Annotated in this window: 9 protein-coding genes; 5 read left to right on the forward strand and 4 right to left on the reverse strand. The window is 70.4% G+C overall.

The window, feature by feature from the left end:
- Window positions 1-17 precede the first annotated feature (17 nt).
- Both ACSHXC_RS41825 and ACSHXC_RS41830 read left to right on the forward strand, forming a co-directional pair.
- Window positions 18-1,676 carry an AMP-binding protein gene (locus ACSHXC_RS41825; protein WP_438297478.1) on the forward strand — a complete coding sequence of 553 codons (1,659 nt, stop codon included), beginning with the start codon at window positions 18-20 and terminating at the stop codon, window positions 1,674-1,676.
- Window positions 1,677-1,866: 190 nt separating this feature from the next.
- Entirely contained in the window at window positions 1,867-2,688 is an 822-nt protein-coding gene (locus ACSHXC_RS41830; protein ID WP_438297480.1) for a thioredoxin domain-containing protein, read from the forward strand.
- A gap of 123 nt (window positions 2,689-2,811) precedes the next feature.
- Here the strand turns inward: ACSHXC_RS41830 and lepB are convergent, their stop codons facing one another.
- Window positions 2,812-3,729, reverse strand: coding sequence for a signal peptidase I (gene lepB / locus ACSHXC_RS41835; protein ID WP_438297482.1), 918 nt, complete (start codon window positions 3,727-3,729; stop codon window positions 2,812-2,814).
- 494 nt (window positions 3,730-4,223) lie between these two features.
- On the opposite strand from lepB, the gene ACSHXC_RS41840 reads away from it, so the two are divergent.
- Both ACSHXC_RS41840 and ACSHXC_RS41845 read left to right on the forward strand, forming a co-directional pair.
- On the forward strand, window positions 4,224-5,663 hold the full coding sequence (locus ACSHXC_RS41840; RefSeq protein ID WP_438297483.1) for a protein kinase domain-containing protein: 1,440 nt from the start codon (window positions 4,224-4,226) through the stop codon (window positions 5,661-5,663).
- 147 nt (window positions 5,664-5,810) lie between these two features.
- Window positions 5,811-6,905: an alpha/beta hydrolase gene (locus ACSHXC_RS41845; protein WP_438297485.1), complete on the forward strand. Its 1,095-nt coding sequence runs from the start codon at window positions 5,811-5,813 to the stop codon at window positions 6,903-6,905.
- Between the two features lie 226 nt (window positions 6,906-7,131).
- Here ACSHXC_RS41845 and ACSHXC_RS41850 read toward each other — a convergent pair whose 3' ends face one another.
- On the reverse strand, window positions 7,132-7,293 hold the full coding sequence (locus ACSHXC_RS41850) for a hypothetical protein (protein ID WP_438297487.1): 162 nt from the start codon (window positions 7,291-7,293) through the stop codon (window positions 7,132-7,134).
- A 239-nt stretch (window positions 7,294-7,532) separates the two neighbouring features.
- On the opposite strand from ACSHXC_RS41850, the gene ACSHXC_RS41855 reads away from it, so the two are divergent.
- Window positions 7,533-9,734 carry a transglycosylase domain-containing protein gene (locus tag ACSHXC_RS41855; RefSeq protein ID WP_438297489.1) on the forward strand — a complete coding sequence of 734 codons (2,202 nt, stop codon included), beginning with the start codon at window positions 7,533-7,535 and terminating at the stop codon, window positions 9,732-9,734.
- Between the two features lie 43 nt (window positions 9,735-9,777).
- Here the strand turns inward: ACSHXC_RS41855 and ACSHXC_RS41860 are convergent, their stop codons facing one another.
- Together ACSHXC_RS41860 and ACSHXC_RS41865 are read right to left on the reverse strand one after the other, a co-directional pair.
- Complete coding sequence (locus ACSHXC_RS41860) at window positions 9,778-14,331, reverse strand: hypothetical protein (RefSeq protein ID WP_438297491.1); 4,554 nt, start codon at window positions 14,329-14,331, stop codon at window positions 9,778-9,780.
- An 89-nt stretch (window positions 14,332-14,420) separates the two neighbouring features.
- On the reverse strand, window positions 14,421-15,467 hold the full coding sequence (locus ACSHXC_RS41865) for a DUF3626 domain-containing protein (protein WP_438297493.1): 1,047 nt from the start codon (window positions 15,465-15,467) through the stop codon (window positions 14,421-14,423).
- Window positions 15,468-15,537 lie beyond the last annotated feature (70 nt).

Below are 15,537 nucleotides of genomic sequence, written 5' to 3' on the forward strand. Positions count from 1 at the left end.
TAGGAGGAGGTGCCGCGATGTCACGTCTCCTGTCCTGGCTGACGGCCCCGCACTCGGAGCAGGGTGTGCACTTGGCCGACGAGTCGGACGGCTGGGAGTTCGTCCCGTACCGCGAGCTGGCGGCCTCGGCCCGTCGTACCGCGACCGCCATGACGGCGGCCGGGGTGCGACCCGGCTCCGTCGTGTGTCTGATCCTGCCCAGCGGGCGCGACTTCCTGTCGGCGCTGTTCGGCGCGTGGGCGGCGGGCGCCACGGTCTCTCCGCTCGTCCCGCCCTCCTTCCAGCCGGATGAGGAGTACGTCGCGTACGTCGCCGCCATCCTGCGGCAGGCCGAGCCCTCGCTCGTGGTCGCCGCCGAGGAGCTCGCGCCACTGGTCGCGCGGGCGATGGACCGGGCGGGCCGGGAGGACGGGCCGTGGCTGCCCCGGGAAGGCGCCGTGGAGGCGGAGGTCGTCCCGGCGGCCGGGACTGCGCTGCTCCAGTTCACCTCGGGCTCCACCGGCGAGCCGCGCGGCGTGCGGGTCTCCTGGGCGAACATCGCGGCCAACCATGCCGTACAGGGCCGCATGGTCGGCTGGCGGGACGGCGACGGCACCGCATCCTGGCTTCCCCTGCACCACGACATGGGGCTGATCGGCTGCTGCCTCTTCCCCGTCGCCGCGCAGTCCCCGCTGTGGCTGATGCGGCCGGAACAGTTCATCCGCGATCCCGCGCGCTGGCTCGCCTGCTTCGCGCCGGGGAAGGCGGCCCACACGGCGGCCCCGTCCTTCGCGTTCGCCTATGCGGCCCGGCGCATCCGCCCACAGCGCCTCGCGAAGCTGGACCTGTCGGGCTTGCGCTCGGTGTTCGTGGGGGCGGAGGCCATCGACCCCGCGGCCCTCGACGCGTTCGCCCGCCGCATGGAACCGGCCGGGTTCTCCCGCGACTCCTTCCTGCCGGCGTACGGCCTCGCCGAGAACACCCTCGCGGTGACCGGCGCCGACGCCCCGGTCATCCTGGTCCGCCCGGACTGGGCGGCACTGCGCATCGGGGAGGCCGTGACGGTCGAGGAGGAGGCGAAGTTCGGCGACCGGGTCGTCGAGCCCGGCTCCGGCTGGCTGATCGGGCACGGAGCGCCGCATGCCGGGGACGACATCCACGTACGCGTCCTCGACGACGACGGGCACCCGCTGCCCGAAGGGCGCCTCGGCGAGATCGCGGTGACCGGCAGCTCGGTCGCGGGCGGCTATCACGGCGGCAGGGAGGGCTCCTCCACCCGGTTCGTCGACGGCGAACTCCGCACCGGGGACGCCGGGTTCCGGCACAACGGCGAGCTGTTCGTGCTGGGCCGGATGGGAGACAGCCTGAAGCTGCGCGGTCGCAGCGTGTACGTCGACGACCTCGACGCGAAGGTGGCCGCGGCGGCCGGCGTGGACAAGGACCGGGTGGGGGTGGTGGCCGTCAACGACCAGGGCCGCCCCGGCCTCGCCGTCTTCGTCGAAACACCGCCCGGCCCCTGGGCACAGGCGGTGACGGAACTCCTCAGGAACGAACTGGGCCCCGAACCCGCCCTCACGCTCGTCACGGGCCGGCGCGGCCTCCTGAAGCGCACCACGAGCGGGAAGCTGCGCCGGGGGCAGATGTGGCGGTTGCTGCGGGAGGGGCAGGTGACGGGAACAGCGGTGGAAGAGCCGTAGCGGGCGCCCGCGCTCTGGCGGGGGCGGTCGGGCCTTGGGGCCCACCCCTTCCCGGATGCCGCCCTCCTGGAGCGGACAGGTGACTTTCGTCCTGGCACAAGGTGACCTGCGGTCCTCAGCGGCACACGATCCGGCTGGTCACGATGGAGGGATGGCAGGAGCGCGGGGGCCGAACCGAGGGACGAGTGGCTTGAAGGGCAAAGGCAACGCACGGGCGCGGATGCAGGCCGAGCGCGCGGCACGGGCCAAGAAGGAGCGGCTGTACCGGCGGCTGATCGTCTCGGGCGCGGTGCTCGGCGGGGCCGCGCTGCTCACCGGCGTGGTCATCGCGGTCACCGGTTCCGGCGGCGCAAAGACCGACGCCGCCGTGGCGGCCGCCCTGAAGGGTCCGCTGGTCGTCCCGCAGCACACCTCGGGCACCGACGGCACCGTCATCACGTACGGCGACCCGGCCGCCAAGCGCACTCTCGACGTCTACGAGGACCCGCGCTGCCCGTTCTGCGGGATCGTGGAGCGCGGCCTCGGCGCGACGATGCAGCAGCTGGCCGACGACGGCAAGTACAAGATCCAGTACCACATCGCCACGTTCCTGGACGACAACTTCGGCGGCAGCGGCTCCAAGAGCGCGCTCGGCGCGCTGGGCGCGGCGCTGAACCAGGGCACCAAGCAGTTCGCGGCGCTCCACGCCGAGCTGTACAAGGACCAGCCGGACGAGCGCGAGGACACCTTCGCCGACCAGGACAAGCTGCTCTCCCTCGCCGCGAAGGTGCCGGGCCTGGACCAGGCCGCGATGAAGAAGGCCGTGAACGACGGCACGTATCTGCCGTGGACGGCCAAGGTCGACAAGGCCACGGGCAAGGACCTCGCCGAGGCCTGGAAGAAGGCCGGCCTGACCGGCCCGTCCGGCACCCCGGCCGTCTTCCTCGACGGCCGGCGCCTGAACGTGATCAACAACGCCCAGGCGGCCATCTCGGCGGAGGACTTCAAGGGGCTGGTGGCGAAGGGGAAGTGAGCGGGTAGCGACGCAATCTTCCGCTTCGTGATCACCAAGTTCGACCTGCCGGCGCCGGGCCGCGAAGCCGAAGAAGCCGAGGAGACGGGCAAGGACGTGGCGGCCTGAGAGCCGGTTCTCCACTCACCGGCAAAGCCGGCGGCGGCGGCGCCACAGCACCAACGGCCCTGCGCCTACGAGGCCGACCGCAGCCGGGGCGGCCACGTCCATCGTGCTCAGGCCGGACTGGTCGAAGGAGTCGGGGACGCCGAGCCGGTCGATGCGGCTCAGCGGCCAGGCGATGGTGAAAGCGCGGCCGACGACCTCGTCGGTGGAGACGGCGCCGCCGCCCGGCCCGCTCTGGTGGTAGCGGGAGTCCCCCGACGCCTGGCGGTGGTCGCCCATCACCCAGATCTTGCCCCGGGGGACGGTGACCTTGAACTGGCCACCCCTTCCGTCGTCACTGCACGGGGTGTTGCCGGGGAAGACGTACGGCTCGTCCAACGCCTTGCCGTTGACCTTCAACGGGCCGGTGCCCTTGCACTCCACGGTGTCACCGCCGACCCCGATGACCCGCTTGATGAGGTCCTGCTCGTTGTCGGAGGGCAGCAGGCCGACGGACGTCAGGCCCTGCTTGATCTGCTTGACGACGACCGGGTCCTCGCCGGGAGGCGTCTTCTGTTCGTCGCTGAGCCAGCCGCCGGGGTCCTTGAACACGACGACCTCGCCCCGCTCCGGCTTCGAGCCGAACCACGGGGTGAGCTTGTCCACGAGCACCCGGTCGCCGATGGTGAGCGTCGGCTGCATCGAACCGGACGGAATGACGAAGGCCTGCACCAGGAACGTCTTCAGGACCAGCGCGACGAGCAGGACCACCACGATCAGCAGGGGTATCTCGCGCACCGCCGACCGGCGTCTGCGCCGCTTCACTTTGCGGGCGAGCCTGCGCCGCTCGGCCCGACCACTCTGACCACGCCTTCCCGGGGCAGCGGGGGGCCGGGTCCCGGTGGGTAGGGGCTGGTCGCGCGCGGGCGCAGTGGAGCCCAGCCCGCGGTTACCCATGCCCCGCACCCGAGCCACGGACACCCGCGAACGCGTCGGGGTCGCTCGCCGAGGTCCAGCGCCCGTACGGCAGGCCGGACTCGTCAACGGCCGTCCCGTTCACCTGGATCCTCCCTCGCTCAGCACCCCAGTGGGCGACTGTCACCGCGGACGACGCGGCCCCGCACCGACACCCACAACGCTCCTCTACGTAGCCCGGCCCGGCGAGCCCGAGGGCGACTCCTGCTGAACGCACCGCACGCCCCACCGGGTTCCCCTTCCCGCGCGAAGGAGCCCCGGCCGTCGAAGAGGGCCGCCTGCCCGGCCACTCCCTGACACAACCGGGACTTTCGGCGGCGATCACGGGACTTGTGGTCCCACCGGGTGGCCGACCGGCCGGGTCACGATGGAGGGACGCCCAGTGGCGGGTTCGGAGTGCTTGCGCAGGATGGGCCGGTGACGGGGGATCAGAATGCGCGCAGTCCGCGGCACGGTCAGGGGTGATGTGAGAACCGATGGATGCCGAGCCAGCGGACCATCATGTGGCTGTCGACCAGTTCGTCGGCGACGGCCGTTACCGCCTCACTCACCGGCTGGGGCGTGGCGGTATGGCGGAGGTGTTCGCCGCCGAGGACGTGCGCCTGGGCCGTACCGTTGCCGTGAAGCTGCTGCGTGCGGATCTTGCCGAGGACCCGGTGTCCAAGGCGCGGTTCACGCGTGAGGCGCAGTCGGTGGCGGGGCTGAACCACCATGCGGTGGTGGCGGTGTACGACTCCGGTGAGGATTTCGTGGGCGGTCAGACCGTCCCGTACATCGTGATGGAGCTCGTCGAGGGCCGCACGATCCGTGATCTGCTGGTGGACGCGGACGCGCCGCCGCCGGAGCAGGCGCTGATCATCGTCTCCGGTGTGCTTGAGGCGCTGGCGTACTCGCACCAGCACGGGATCGTGCACCGTGACATCAAGCCCGCCAACGTGATCATCACGGACACGGGCGCGGTCAAGGTGATGGACTTCGGCATCGCGCGGGCGCTGCACGGCGCCCAGTCGACGATGACGCAGACCGGCATGGTCATGGGCACCCCGCAGTACCTGTCGCCCGAGCAGGCGCTGGGCAAGGCCGTCGACCACCGCTCCGACCTGTACGCGACCGGCTGCCTGCTGTACGAACTCCTGGCGCTGCGGCCCCCGTTCGTGGGCGAGACGCCGCTGAGCGTGGTCTACCAGCACGTCCAGGACATGCCGGTGCCGCCGTCGCAGGTGACCCATGTCGCGCCGCCGGAACTCGACGGCCTGGTCATGCGTTCTCTCGCCAAGGACCCGGACGACCGTTTCCAGTCCGCCGAGGAGATGCGCGGCCTGGTCCAGTACGGCCTGCAGATGCTCCAGGCGCAGGGCGGCCACACCGGCACCTGGAACACCGGCCCGGTCGAGCTGATGCACGAGGGCGCCCACACCCCCGCCATGGGCACCACCGGCCCGGCCGGAGCCACCACCGCCATGCCGGTCCAGCGGCCGGGGGCCCACCCGGACGGTGCCGGATACGACGGTGCCGAGCCGCGCCGGAAGACGGGGCTGCGCGTCGCACTCTGGGGGGTCGCTCTGCTGGCCGCCGCCGGCGGTACAGCCCTTGCCCTGAGCAGCTTCGGCGCCCCGGGCACGGACGGCAGCGGCGGCGGGGCCGGGCCCAACCACCCGTCCCCGGCGGTCTCCCAGCAGGACCAGGTCAGTGGCTCACCGACGCCCCGCACGGACCCCTACGTAACCTCCCCGGTCTCCGACGGCCCCTCCTACCGCCCCGGCCCACCGCAGACCAGCCGGCCGTACACCGGCAAGCCGACTCCTCCGCGCACCTCCAAGCCGCCCCACTCCCACACGCCCACACCCACCCCGCCCTCGCCACCGCCGTCCCACACACCCACCCCCACGCCCACTCCCTCCGACCCTGACGACTGAGCCGCTCCGCAGGCGCGCCCTCTTAGAGATCTCTTAGTGGGTTCTGAGATATCTGGACGCACTTGTCCCTCAGGGCAGGTCACCGCCCTGAGCAGGCCGGACGGACCGCCCTGCCTTCAGTCACCAGCACCCCGCGGAGCGCAGACGATGACACCCCCCGACACCGTGGCACCCCCTGTCCAAGGCCGTCGGCGCACCAGGCGCTGGGTCCTCGTGGCCGCCGTCGTGGCGGTGCTCGGCCTGGCCGCGTGGCCGGTGCTCAACTACTTCGAGGTCTTCTCCGACAAGGGCGACGCGATCAGCTTCGGCAAGGACGACAATCAGGGCGGCGGCGGAACGAGCGGTTCCAAAGCCTCCATGCCGACCGGTCCGAAGGCCGACTTCACGATCTCGGGCACGGTCCCGGAGGACGGCAGCAAGATCGCGGTCACCACGTACAAGGGCAAGAAGTCCGGGTTCAAGGGCAAGGTCTGGGTCTGGGTGCCGCCGCAGTACAAGGACCCGCAGTACGCGAAGAGCGGCTTCCCCGTGATGATCGCCCTGCCGGGCGGATCCGGGTACCCGAACAACTACTGGATGGGCCCCGACCTCAAGCTGGAGGCGAGCATCGCCAAGTGGTCGAAGGAGGGCAAGAGCCTGCCGTTCATCGTCGTCATGCCGGTGCTCAACCCCGAGGACCACGACCGGGACCCCAAGGACCCCAAGCTGGGCCAGTACTGGGACGGCAGTGACATCCCCGGCCAGCCGAAGATGGGCACCTGGCTGACCGAGGACGTGCCCGACCTGGTCAAGGAGAACTTCCGCACGGTCAACTCCCGTGACGGCTGGGCTTTCATGGGCGCCTCGACCGGCGGCTTCGCGGGGCTGAAGTCGGTGCTGCAGAAGCCCGACCGGTTCAAGGCCGTCATCGCGGCGGGCCCGGACATCGTTCCGGACTCCCGCCTGTGGAAGGGCCACGATCAGGAGAAGGCGGAGAACAACCCCAAGGCCCTCGCCCCGAAGCTGATCAAGTCCGGCCGCCCGGACGTCTACCTCGCCTTCGAGGTCGGCACCAAGGAGACCGCGGCCATGCCTCCCATCGAGGACTTCGTGAAGCGCTATACGAAGGGCCCCATCCACACCAAGCTGGACGTCATCCAGGGCGGCAAGCACAACGCCGCGACCTACGTGCCGAACATGGAGTCCGCCGGGCTGATCCAGTGGATCAGCGAGCACATGCAGGGCCCCACTCCGATCGAATGAAAGAACCCCTACATCTCCGCTCCTGACCTGCACGTCCTGGTGGCCGACGACGACCCGGGGGTACGGGAGTCGGTCAGTACGTGGCCGGAACTGGAGGGGTACCGGGTCAGCGTCGCCCGCGGCGACGCCTCATCGAGTCGCGCAGTCGGCGCGCGCTGCCGTCACGGACCGCGTCGCGGATGCTCGCGGCCTCCCAGCCCTCCTTGACCCGGCCCCAGGACGGGATCTACATGAAGCCGACGCCGCCCAGGGCCCCGGCCTCCGGCCCTTCGGCCCAGGCGAGGTGCTCCTGCGGATCGGGCCGCACCAACTGCGGCTCCCCCGCCGCGCATCCGGCCTCGCGGGGCGGAGCTTGTCCGGGGAGGACCGTGCCTTCGGGGTGGCGCATGGGCCCTCCTTTCCTGCTCGGCTTCCGGTCTGGCACCGGCGGCTGCCGTGCAGTGTGTACCGAACGACCTGAAAGAGGGCTAAAGATGCTTAAGTTCCGCCAAGGGGAGCCTTTCTTATGATTTGTGCCAGACTGGCGCCGGACAGCGCCCCTCGGGGTTCAGACACAGGCTCTACGGGGGCCGCAGCCGGCGGGTTGCGCGGGGAGCGGGACGTACACGCACGGAGAGTTCGGGAGTCATGAGCCGAGGCGCGGGACGACGAGGCACACAGCGCAGGGCGGCCCGCCGCGGCAGAAGCTCCCGCCGCACTCCGCGCAAGGGACTGCGGCGCTGGTTCACCTGGCGCAAGCTGCTCGGCTACGCGATCGCGGTGTGCGCGCTCACCATCGGCGCCTTCGTCTCGCTGTACCTCTACGTCGACGTGCCGGAGGGCAACGCCGCGGCGCAGTTGCAGAGCAACGTCTACATGACCAAGGACGGGCAGGTCCTCGCCCGCACCGGAAAGGTCAACCGGGAGTCCGTGCCGCTGGAGGCGATACCCGAGGACGTCCGGCACGACATGCTGGCCGCCGAGAACAAGGACTTCTACAGCGACTCCGGGGTCTCGCTCAGCGGCACCGTCCGCGGCCTCGTCAACACCGCGCTCGGCCGGGGCACCCAGGGTGGTTCCACCATCACCCAGCAGTACGTCAAGAACTTCTACCTCTCGCAGGAACAGACGGTCACGCGCAAGGCGAAGGAACTCGTCATCTCGCTCAAGGTCGACCGCGAGAAGTCCAAGGACGAGATACTCGCCGGCTACCTCAACACCAGCTATTTCGGGCGCCGTTCGTACGGTGTGCAGGCGGCTGCCCGGGCGTACTACAACAAGGACGCCAAGCAGCTCACGGTGGCCGAGGGCGCCTATCTCGCGGCGCTGCTCCAGGCCCCGAGCCAGTACGACTGGGCGAGCGCGACCGAGGTGGGCAGGGCCCGGGTCAAGGAGCGCTGGAACTACGTCCTGGACAACATGGTCAAGCAGAACTGGCTCGACAAGGGCGCGCGCGACGCCCTCACCTTCCCGGTGCCCGCCGAGCCCAGGCCCACCGCCGGCCTGAAGGGCCAGACCGGCTATCTGATCAAGGCGGCCGACGACGAGCTGCTCCGCCGGGGCGTCGACGAGCAGAAGCTCGACGCGGGCGGCTGGACCATCACCCTGACCGTGGACCCGGCCAAGCAGAAGGCGCTGGAAGCGGCCGTGCAGTCACAGCTGACCGGCAAGCTCAGCCCGGGCAGCCGGCCCGCGGACCGCGCCGTGCAGGCCGGAGCGGTGTCCCTCGACCCGAAGACCGGGAAGCTGCTCGCCCTGTACGGCGGCACCGACTACCTCAAGCACTACATCAACAACGCCACCCGCCAGGACTTCCAGCCCGCCTCCACCTTCAAGCCGCTGATCCTCGCGGCGGCCCTGGAGCACAACTCCACCACCCAGGACGGCCGGCACATCGACTCGGAGACCCTGTACGACGGCACCAACAAGCGCCCGGTCCGGGGGAGTTCCATCCCCTTCAATCCTGAGAACGAGGACAGGAGGAGCTACGGGCAGCTCTCCGTACAGTCCGCGATGGACAGCTCCGTGAACTCTGTCTTCGCGCAGATGGCCGTCGATGTGGGTCTCGACAGGGTCAAGGCGACGGCGATCGGCATGGGCATGACCGCGACCCCGGGGTTCACCAACCACCCGGCCATCTCGCTCGGCTCCATGGGTGCGAGCCCCCTGGACATGGCCGCCGCCTACGCGACCCTGGACAACCACGGGCAGGCGGGCGTCCCGACCATCGTGGAGTCCGTCAAGCGGGCCAGCGGTGCGGACCCCGGGCTGGGCATGCCGAAGCCCGGCCGGTCCATCAGCCGCGACGCCGCGGACTCGGTGACCTCCGTCCTGTCCGGCGTCGTCGACGACGGCTCGGGCAAGGCGGTGCGCGAGGCGGGCTTCACGGCGGCCGCAGCCGGCAAGACCGGCACCTCCGACGACAACAAGTCCGCCTGGTACGCCGGGTACACGCCCCAACTGGTCACCGTGGTCGGCCTGTTCGGCGAGGGCGAGGGAGGCCGGCAGGTCACCCTGACCGGCCTCGGCGGCGGCGGGCGCGCGGGCGGCGGCGGCTACCCCGCCAAGATCTGGGCCGCTTACACGAAGGAGGCCCTGGGCGCGAACCCCACGGCCTTCTTCGACCTGAAGCTCCCGACCCCGCCCCCCGCTCCGACCCCCACCCCCAAGCCCACCCCGTCGTACCGGCCGACCCCGTCGGCACCCACGACCCCCAGCACCCCGCCCACCCGCCGCACGACTTCACCGCCCGCGCCCGACCCGTCCCACTCCACTCCCACGCCCCACCCGGACCCGGACCCCAGCCACTCCACGAAGCCGTCGGAGCCGCCGGCGGAGGCAGGTGGCTGAGCGGGTCGGGCGTCTGCCCCCGTACCGGGGCGGTGTTCGCGCCCTACCGGTACGTAGTGGTCGAACCGGTCGCCCAGGCGGTCACGGTGAAGGCCGCGGCGCTCACACCGGACGCCGCACAGGAGGCGGCGCCGCCGGCCAGGGAGGACAGGAGCGTCGTCACGTCGGACACCGCCGCGTCGGGCCACTTGGCCAGCGGCCGCACCGCGTTGACGAATGTCAGTCCGGCCATGGCTCCGTTCATGACGTACTGGAGCCGTGGGTCCAGGCCGCCGTACTTGGTGACGAGCAGTTGCACGGCCCCCATGGCCAGGCCTGCCTGCTGAAGGCTGAGGCGGCCGAAGATCCTCTCTCCGACCAGGGCGGCCGAGTGAACCGCTGACAGTCCACCGGACACCGCGGCGGTGGTGACGGCGGCGGTGGTTCCGTTGGTGCGCTGGTTGAAGGTGTAGCCCTCGTAGCCGCCGATGACACGCTGGCCGACGGCGCTGCGCAGGACCGCGCCGGTGAATCCGCCGGTGGACAGGACCTTGTCGACGATGGTCTCCGGGCCCACCTTGATGATCGTCTCGATCATCCCGAGAGCGGCTCCGATCACCAGCGCCGCGTTCTGGGCCTGCTCCATCCTTTCCTGCTTCTCCTTGTGCTTCTGGTACTTGTCCAGAGCGGTCTCAAGAAGCTCGATGGACTTCAGGATGATCTTCGTCTTCGTGCTGCTCTCCTGGCCCGCCTCCGCCTTCAGGGCCGTACGGAACTCCTTGAGGCAGCTCTTCACGTCGTCGCCGCGGGCTATGTTCCCGACCAGCTGGGCGAGCCCTTCGTTGAGGCCGATGGCACGGGCCCCGGACGTGGTGGCCCAGGCCCGCAGTTCGTCCGTGAGCTTCGGAGCGGTGTCCTCCTTGGTCGCGTACCGGTCCCTGGCCTCGGTCCACAGCCCTGCGGCCGTCTCGCCCAGGACCTCTCGCACGAACCGCTCCATGTCGCCCTGGTAGTACTCCATGACGAACCCGGAGATCTGGTGGACGGCGTGCATGCTGGTGCCGATCCCCAGCAGGTGTCCGAACACTCCGCTGGAGGACTCGGGCGCCTCCTTGAGCCAGGAGAGGTTCGCGAGCGTGGTCGCCTCGATGGCCAGACCGGTCTTGGCCGTCTTCGGGTCGAGGTTCTCGGTGAGCAGGTTCAGCTCGACGGCACCGACGCCCGGGATGCCTCCGACGACCTCGGTCTGGGTGACCTCCAGTTCGGCCCCGGCCAGCAGGACGGCGTTCTGCCCGTGGGAGTGGGCGGAGGCCTGGGCGAGGGGGCCCAGTTCGCGGCCGTTCTGGTCGTTGAGGTCGATGCGGGAGAGCACGAGGTGGCGGTCCCCGGGCTCGGTCTTGGCCCGGTTGATGGCGTAGTCGATCGCCGCGGCCTGGTCGCGGAAGGCGAGGACCGGCTCACAGGTCCGGAACTTCTGCCCGACCTGGGGCTTGTTCACTTCACGCAGTGACCGGCTGAGGGCGTACTCGACGGTGATGTCCTGAAGCTTGGAGAGCTGCTCCTTGAACCCGTTCAACGCGCCTGTGACCTCGCCCTCGCCGCCCTTGAGCTTCATGAAGAACTTGCCGCTCATTTCGGCGGCCCACTGATTGGCCACCGCGAGGACTTCCTTGAGGGCCTTGAGCGGCACGCTCGAAGCGGCGGCTTCCAGTGCGCTGCTCAGCAGGCTCTGCAGTCCGTCGAACAGGCCCTGGAGGTTCTTCAGGCGCTCCCACAGGTCGGCCACGTTCTCCAGGAAGACCCGCAGCGCGGTGTCGAGGTGCTCCCTGATGTCCGGCAGGTAGGCGGCCACCTTCTCGCAGACGCCGGAGATCTTGTCCCACAGCGGGCCCATCTTCTCCCACAGCCGGGCGACCTTCGCCTTGATGTCGGAGCAGAACTCCTTGAAGGTCTCCCAGATGCTGCCCAGCACCTCCGTGGTCGTGGCCACGCCTTCCTGGACGTTCTCGGGGAGCTGTTCGAGCAGCGAGCCCAGCTTCTCCTGGACCTTGGCCGCCGCCTCGGAGATCTCCTGGCCGATCCCCTGCATGCCTTCGCGCAGCGAGTCGAGCGGGGCTTCACGCAGGACGTCCAGGCCGAGGCCGGCGAGACGGCTGGTGCGGCCGCCACTCGCCAGCGTGATGCTCGCCATGTCCAGGGTCAGGCTCGACATGGCGCTCACGGTGGAGCTCGTGAAGCGGTCGACCCCGCCGGTCACGAGCTCGAAGAAGGCCCTCACCGTACGTTGCGTGATCTTCCCGCCGGCCACGGTGCCCAGCGCGGCGTCCCGCAGGTCTCCCCGGATCCTTTCGAGTTCCTTCTGCGCGGCCGCGCAGGTGAGGTCGGTGGAGAACTTCGAGACGGCGGACTCGTACGACATCTCGGGCGACCAGGGCAGGAACTCCTTGGCGTCGGTCCGGTCCCCCTTCGACGCGACGACCCGGCTGCTGGCTCCGAGCGAGCCGGGCGCGGTGGTGACCACCCAGACGGGGCCGGCCAGCTTGGGCAGCCGGGAGGCGCCCCGCGCGAGGTCCGCCAAGGAGGAGGACTGGCCTTCCGGTACCGCCTGGGCGGCCTCGGGCGCACGGGCCTTGGTGCGCTCCGCCACCAGGGAATCGGCAGGCCTGGCCGCGTTCAGCCCGACGGCGTCGAGGACCGGGTCCGCGCATCCCGGCAGGGCGCGCACGGCCTCGGCCCCGAGGACCTGCAGCAGCTCCGCGCCGGACGCGAGCCCCATCCTCGTCAGGTAGGCGGACACCTCGCGGTCGAACCCGTCCGCGTCGATCTCCCGGGCGGCGTCGTTCCCGGTCCAGGGGACCTGGAGGTCCGGGAGCGCGGTCAGCTCCATCACACGGCGCAGCTTCGGCGACAGGGCAATGCCCTGCAGGGCGAAGTCCCGGCCGATCTCCTCCTGCTTGTCCTCGACCTGTGCGAAGAACTCCCGCTTCGCGGCCAGCACTTGCCGGTTGAGGTCACCGACCACCTTGGTCTCGAACTCGTCGAGGCCTTCGCGTTCCTTCTGGCGGTCCGACTGACCGGCGAGGCGCGGGTCGTTGTACATCTCCAGCATGCGGGCCAGGGCGTCCAGCGCCTCCTGGCGCCGGCGCGTGAGGCTTTCGAGTTTCATGAACTCCGGCACGGTGCAGGCCCTGGCGACCGCACCGTCCATCGGCAGCTGCGAGAACACCCGCGCGACCGCGTCGGACAGCTGCTTCCTCACTTCCGCGGCTTCCTGCTCGCCCTGGATGAGCGGCAGCCTGGCCGTCAGTCGTTCGATGGCCTGCGCTCCTGACAGGGTTCCGGCCGGTTTGGCCGGCGCCGCCTTCGGTGCCTTGGCCGCGGTGAACCCGCCCTCAAGGACGGCCTTGGTCAGCTGTCCTGTCGCCCCTGCTCTGTGCTGTGACTCCTGGTCGGCCTCGGCGAGATACTTGGCGGAGGCCGCCAGCTTGGGCCTCAGAACGCCTTCCTTGAACTGCGGGTGCTTCTCGCCCAGCCCGACGTTGTAGACCAGGTCCGCGCTCTTGCCCATGGGGTTCGCCCCGTGGCTTTCTTCTCTTTTCTTCAATTCGGCCAGATCGGCGCGCAGCGCGAGCCCGGAACCCGACACGGCCTTTCCCTGGTGGTCCTTGGCGGTGACTCCGACGCCGGCCGCCCCTCTGTCGAACCACTTGTTGACCAGCCCCTTCCCCATGGACCAGTACGTGGCACTTTCCCGCACGGTATCCGTCAGGTCCTGGACTGCCTGGTCGCATACGTCACCGACCGTCCCGTTCGCCCGCACCGAGCGCTGCGCGTCCTCCTTCTGTGCGGCCTTGGTCGCCTCGGACAGCTCGGACTGCCAATGGGCTTGCTGCTTTCCCTTCTCCGCCTCGCGCGCGGCCTTCAGCTTCGCGTCGGCCTCCCGCGCCAGCTGCTCCCTCACCTCGTCCAAGTGGGCCTGCTGCTCGGCAGCGGCTCGGTCCCGGGCCGCGTACTTGGCCGCGATCTCGGCGTCCTTCTGTGCGTTGCGGACCCTGTCCTCATGGTCCTTCTGCGCGTTGGAGACAGCGGTTCGGTGCTCGTTCTCCTCGAAGTGGCTGATGAGACCCTGCATCGAGGTGTCGGGCTGCCAGGTCTTGTGAGTCCGGTATCCGTGCTCCTGGGCATAGGACTTGATGGCCGCGTAGGCGGCGGCCGCGGCCACGCGCCGTTCCATCTTCTCCTCGGCCAGGATCGCGTCGACCTCCGCGCGCAGGGCCGGTACGTCGATGGAGTCGAGCAGGGCGTTGCATTCCGAGAGCAGGCTCTGGACCTCTTGCCGGTTCAGCTCCTGCAAGTGCGCGATCTGGGCTTCCGCACCGGCCCCTACTTCGTTGTACCGATACACGATGTCGGGGCCGGCCAGCGTCGGCGCATCCGCGATGTACTCGTACTTCCGACCGATGTCGGCCATGATTGCCGTGCTCGAACCGCCCTTCCATTGCGCGATTTCCTGCGCGGTCGGCGGCTGCGGGACGACGCCTTCCACAGCGCTCTGCGAGGCGGCGGAACGCGAGGTGGAGCTCTTCGGCCTGCACCGCTCCGGCATCATTTCGGTCATACGGGTTGCACTTTCCTCTCGAATGGGACGTCAGCTAGGCGGGATGTGGGGCGGCATGCCGGGGCCCTGGCTACGCCGGCGGAGTGCGTTCAACGTCCGTCCGCCAGCCGCACGGACAGGCCCGGGTGTGCGCGAGCGAACTCCTGGAAGTCCGCCACGATCCGGGAGGCATCCGCCTCGGCCGGGCTGACGACGATCTCGGCGATGTCGCGCCAGGCGATGCCGCCGTGGATCTGTGCCTCGACGTACTCGCCCGCACCGGGCGCCCGCCCGGCCTCCGGCGACTGGCGCCATGCGGTGTCGCAGCCGGTCGCCTCCGCGAAGGCCAGCCGCAGCAGCCGCGGCGGGGTCCGGGGCGAGAGGATCAGCCCGAGGGGGTCGGTCGCCGGAAGCGCGTACCGCGCGGTGCTGTATCGCGTCTCCTGCGCGTAGGTGTGCACGAACGAGTCGGTGGGCGTCAGAGTGGCGCGGGCACGGACGGACTCCTTCAGCACCAAGTGGCTGACGCCGTACTGAGGGGCCGATCCCTGCGACGAGCCGGTCACGTTGAGCGCCGCGTACAGCGGCATACCGCCGGCCTGGCCGGGCTCAGTGATCCGCCCGAGCGGCAGGCCGTATCCCATCCACCGCTCGGCGGCTGCCCGCCGGTCCAGGTCGTTGGAGGCTCCCGTGGTGCCCGTCTGCCACTGGTTCATGAGTCCCGCTCCCTCCCGGAGCCGGGCCGCCAGCGTGGGCGACTCGGGCGAACGGCGCCCGCCGAGTGTCAGGTTGACGGTCAACGGGGCCCGGGCCAGCCAGTCACGTACGCGAGCCAGGTCGGCCGGGGCGTAGGAGGTCCCCCAGGTTTGGTTGAGGAGCGCGATGCGGTCGTCCGGGCGCGCCATGCCCTCCGGGATACCGGACTCCTCCGCGGCACTCGGGAGCGTGGCCGCCCGGCGGTGGGCGAGCGTCAGGGCAACCGCCTGACTCGGGGTCAGCTGTGTGCCGCGTCCACCGGATCCCGGCAGGGGGGCGGCTCCGTAAAGGTCCTGCGCCTGGGGAGTGGCGCCGAGCTTCTGGGATTGCTCCCAGGGACTGAGCCGCCGGGGCGGCTCCGAGGTCCGCTCGGGGCGGGGCTTGTGGCGACGGGTGGGCATGATTGACCTCCGGTTCGGCGCGCGTTCCTCAGCGCCGTTGGTGAGCGGGGACGGTGGCGGGGTGATGTCG

It is taken from the genome of Streptomyces sp. HUAS TT7 (genome assembly GCF_051550175.1).
GTDB lineage: Bacteria > Actinomycetota > Actinomycetes > Streptomycetales > Streptomycetaceae > Streptomyces.

Bases quoted from the DNA above. Each gene is read 5' to 3' on its own strand.
- ACSHXC_RS41825 (WP_438297478.1), top strand. From the start codon at position 18: ATGTCACGTCTCCTGTCCTGGCTGACGGCCCCGCACTCGGAGCAGGGT.
- lepB (WP_438297482.1), bottom strand. From the start codon at position 3,729: ATGGGTAACCGCGGGCTGGGCTCCACTGCGCCCGCGCGCGACCAGCCC.
- ACSHXC_RS41840 (WP_438297483.1), top strand. From the start codon at position 4,224: ATGGATGCCGAGCCAGCGGACCATCATGTGGCTGTCGACCAGTTCGTC.
- ACSHXC_RS41845 (WP_438297485.1), top strand. From the start codon at position 5,811: ATGACACCCCCCGACACCGTGGCACCCCCTGTCCAAGGCCGTCGGCGC.
- ACSHXC_RS41850 (WP_438297487.1), bottom strand. From the start codon at position 7,293: ATGCGCCACCCCGAAGGCACGGTCCTCCCCGGACAAGCTCCGCCCCGC.
- ACSHXC_RS41855 (WP_438297489.1), top strand. From the start codon at position 7,533: ATGAGCCGAGGCGCGGGACGACGAGGCACACAGCGCAGGGCGGCCCGC.
- ACSHXC_RS41860 (WP_438297491.1), bottom strand. From the start codon at position 14,331: ATGACCGAAATGATGCCGGAGCGGTGCAGGCCGAAGAGCTCCACCTCG.
- ACSHXC_RS41865 (WP_438297493.1), bottom strand. From the start codon at position 15,467: ATGCCCACCCGTCGCCACAAGCCCCGCCCCGAGCGGACCTCGGAGCCG.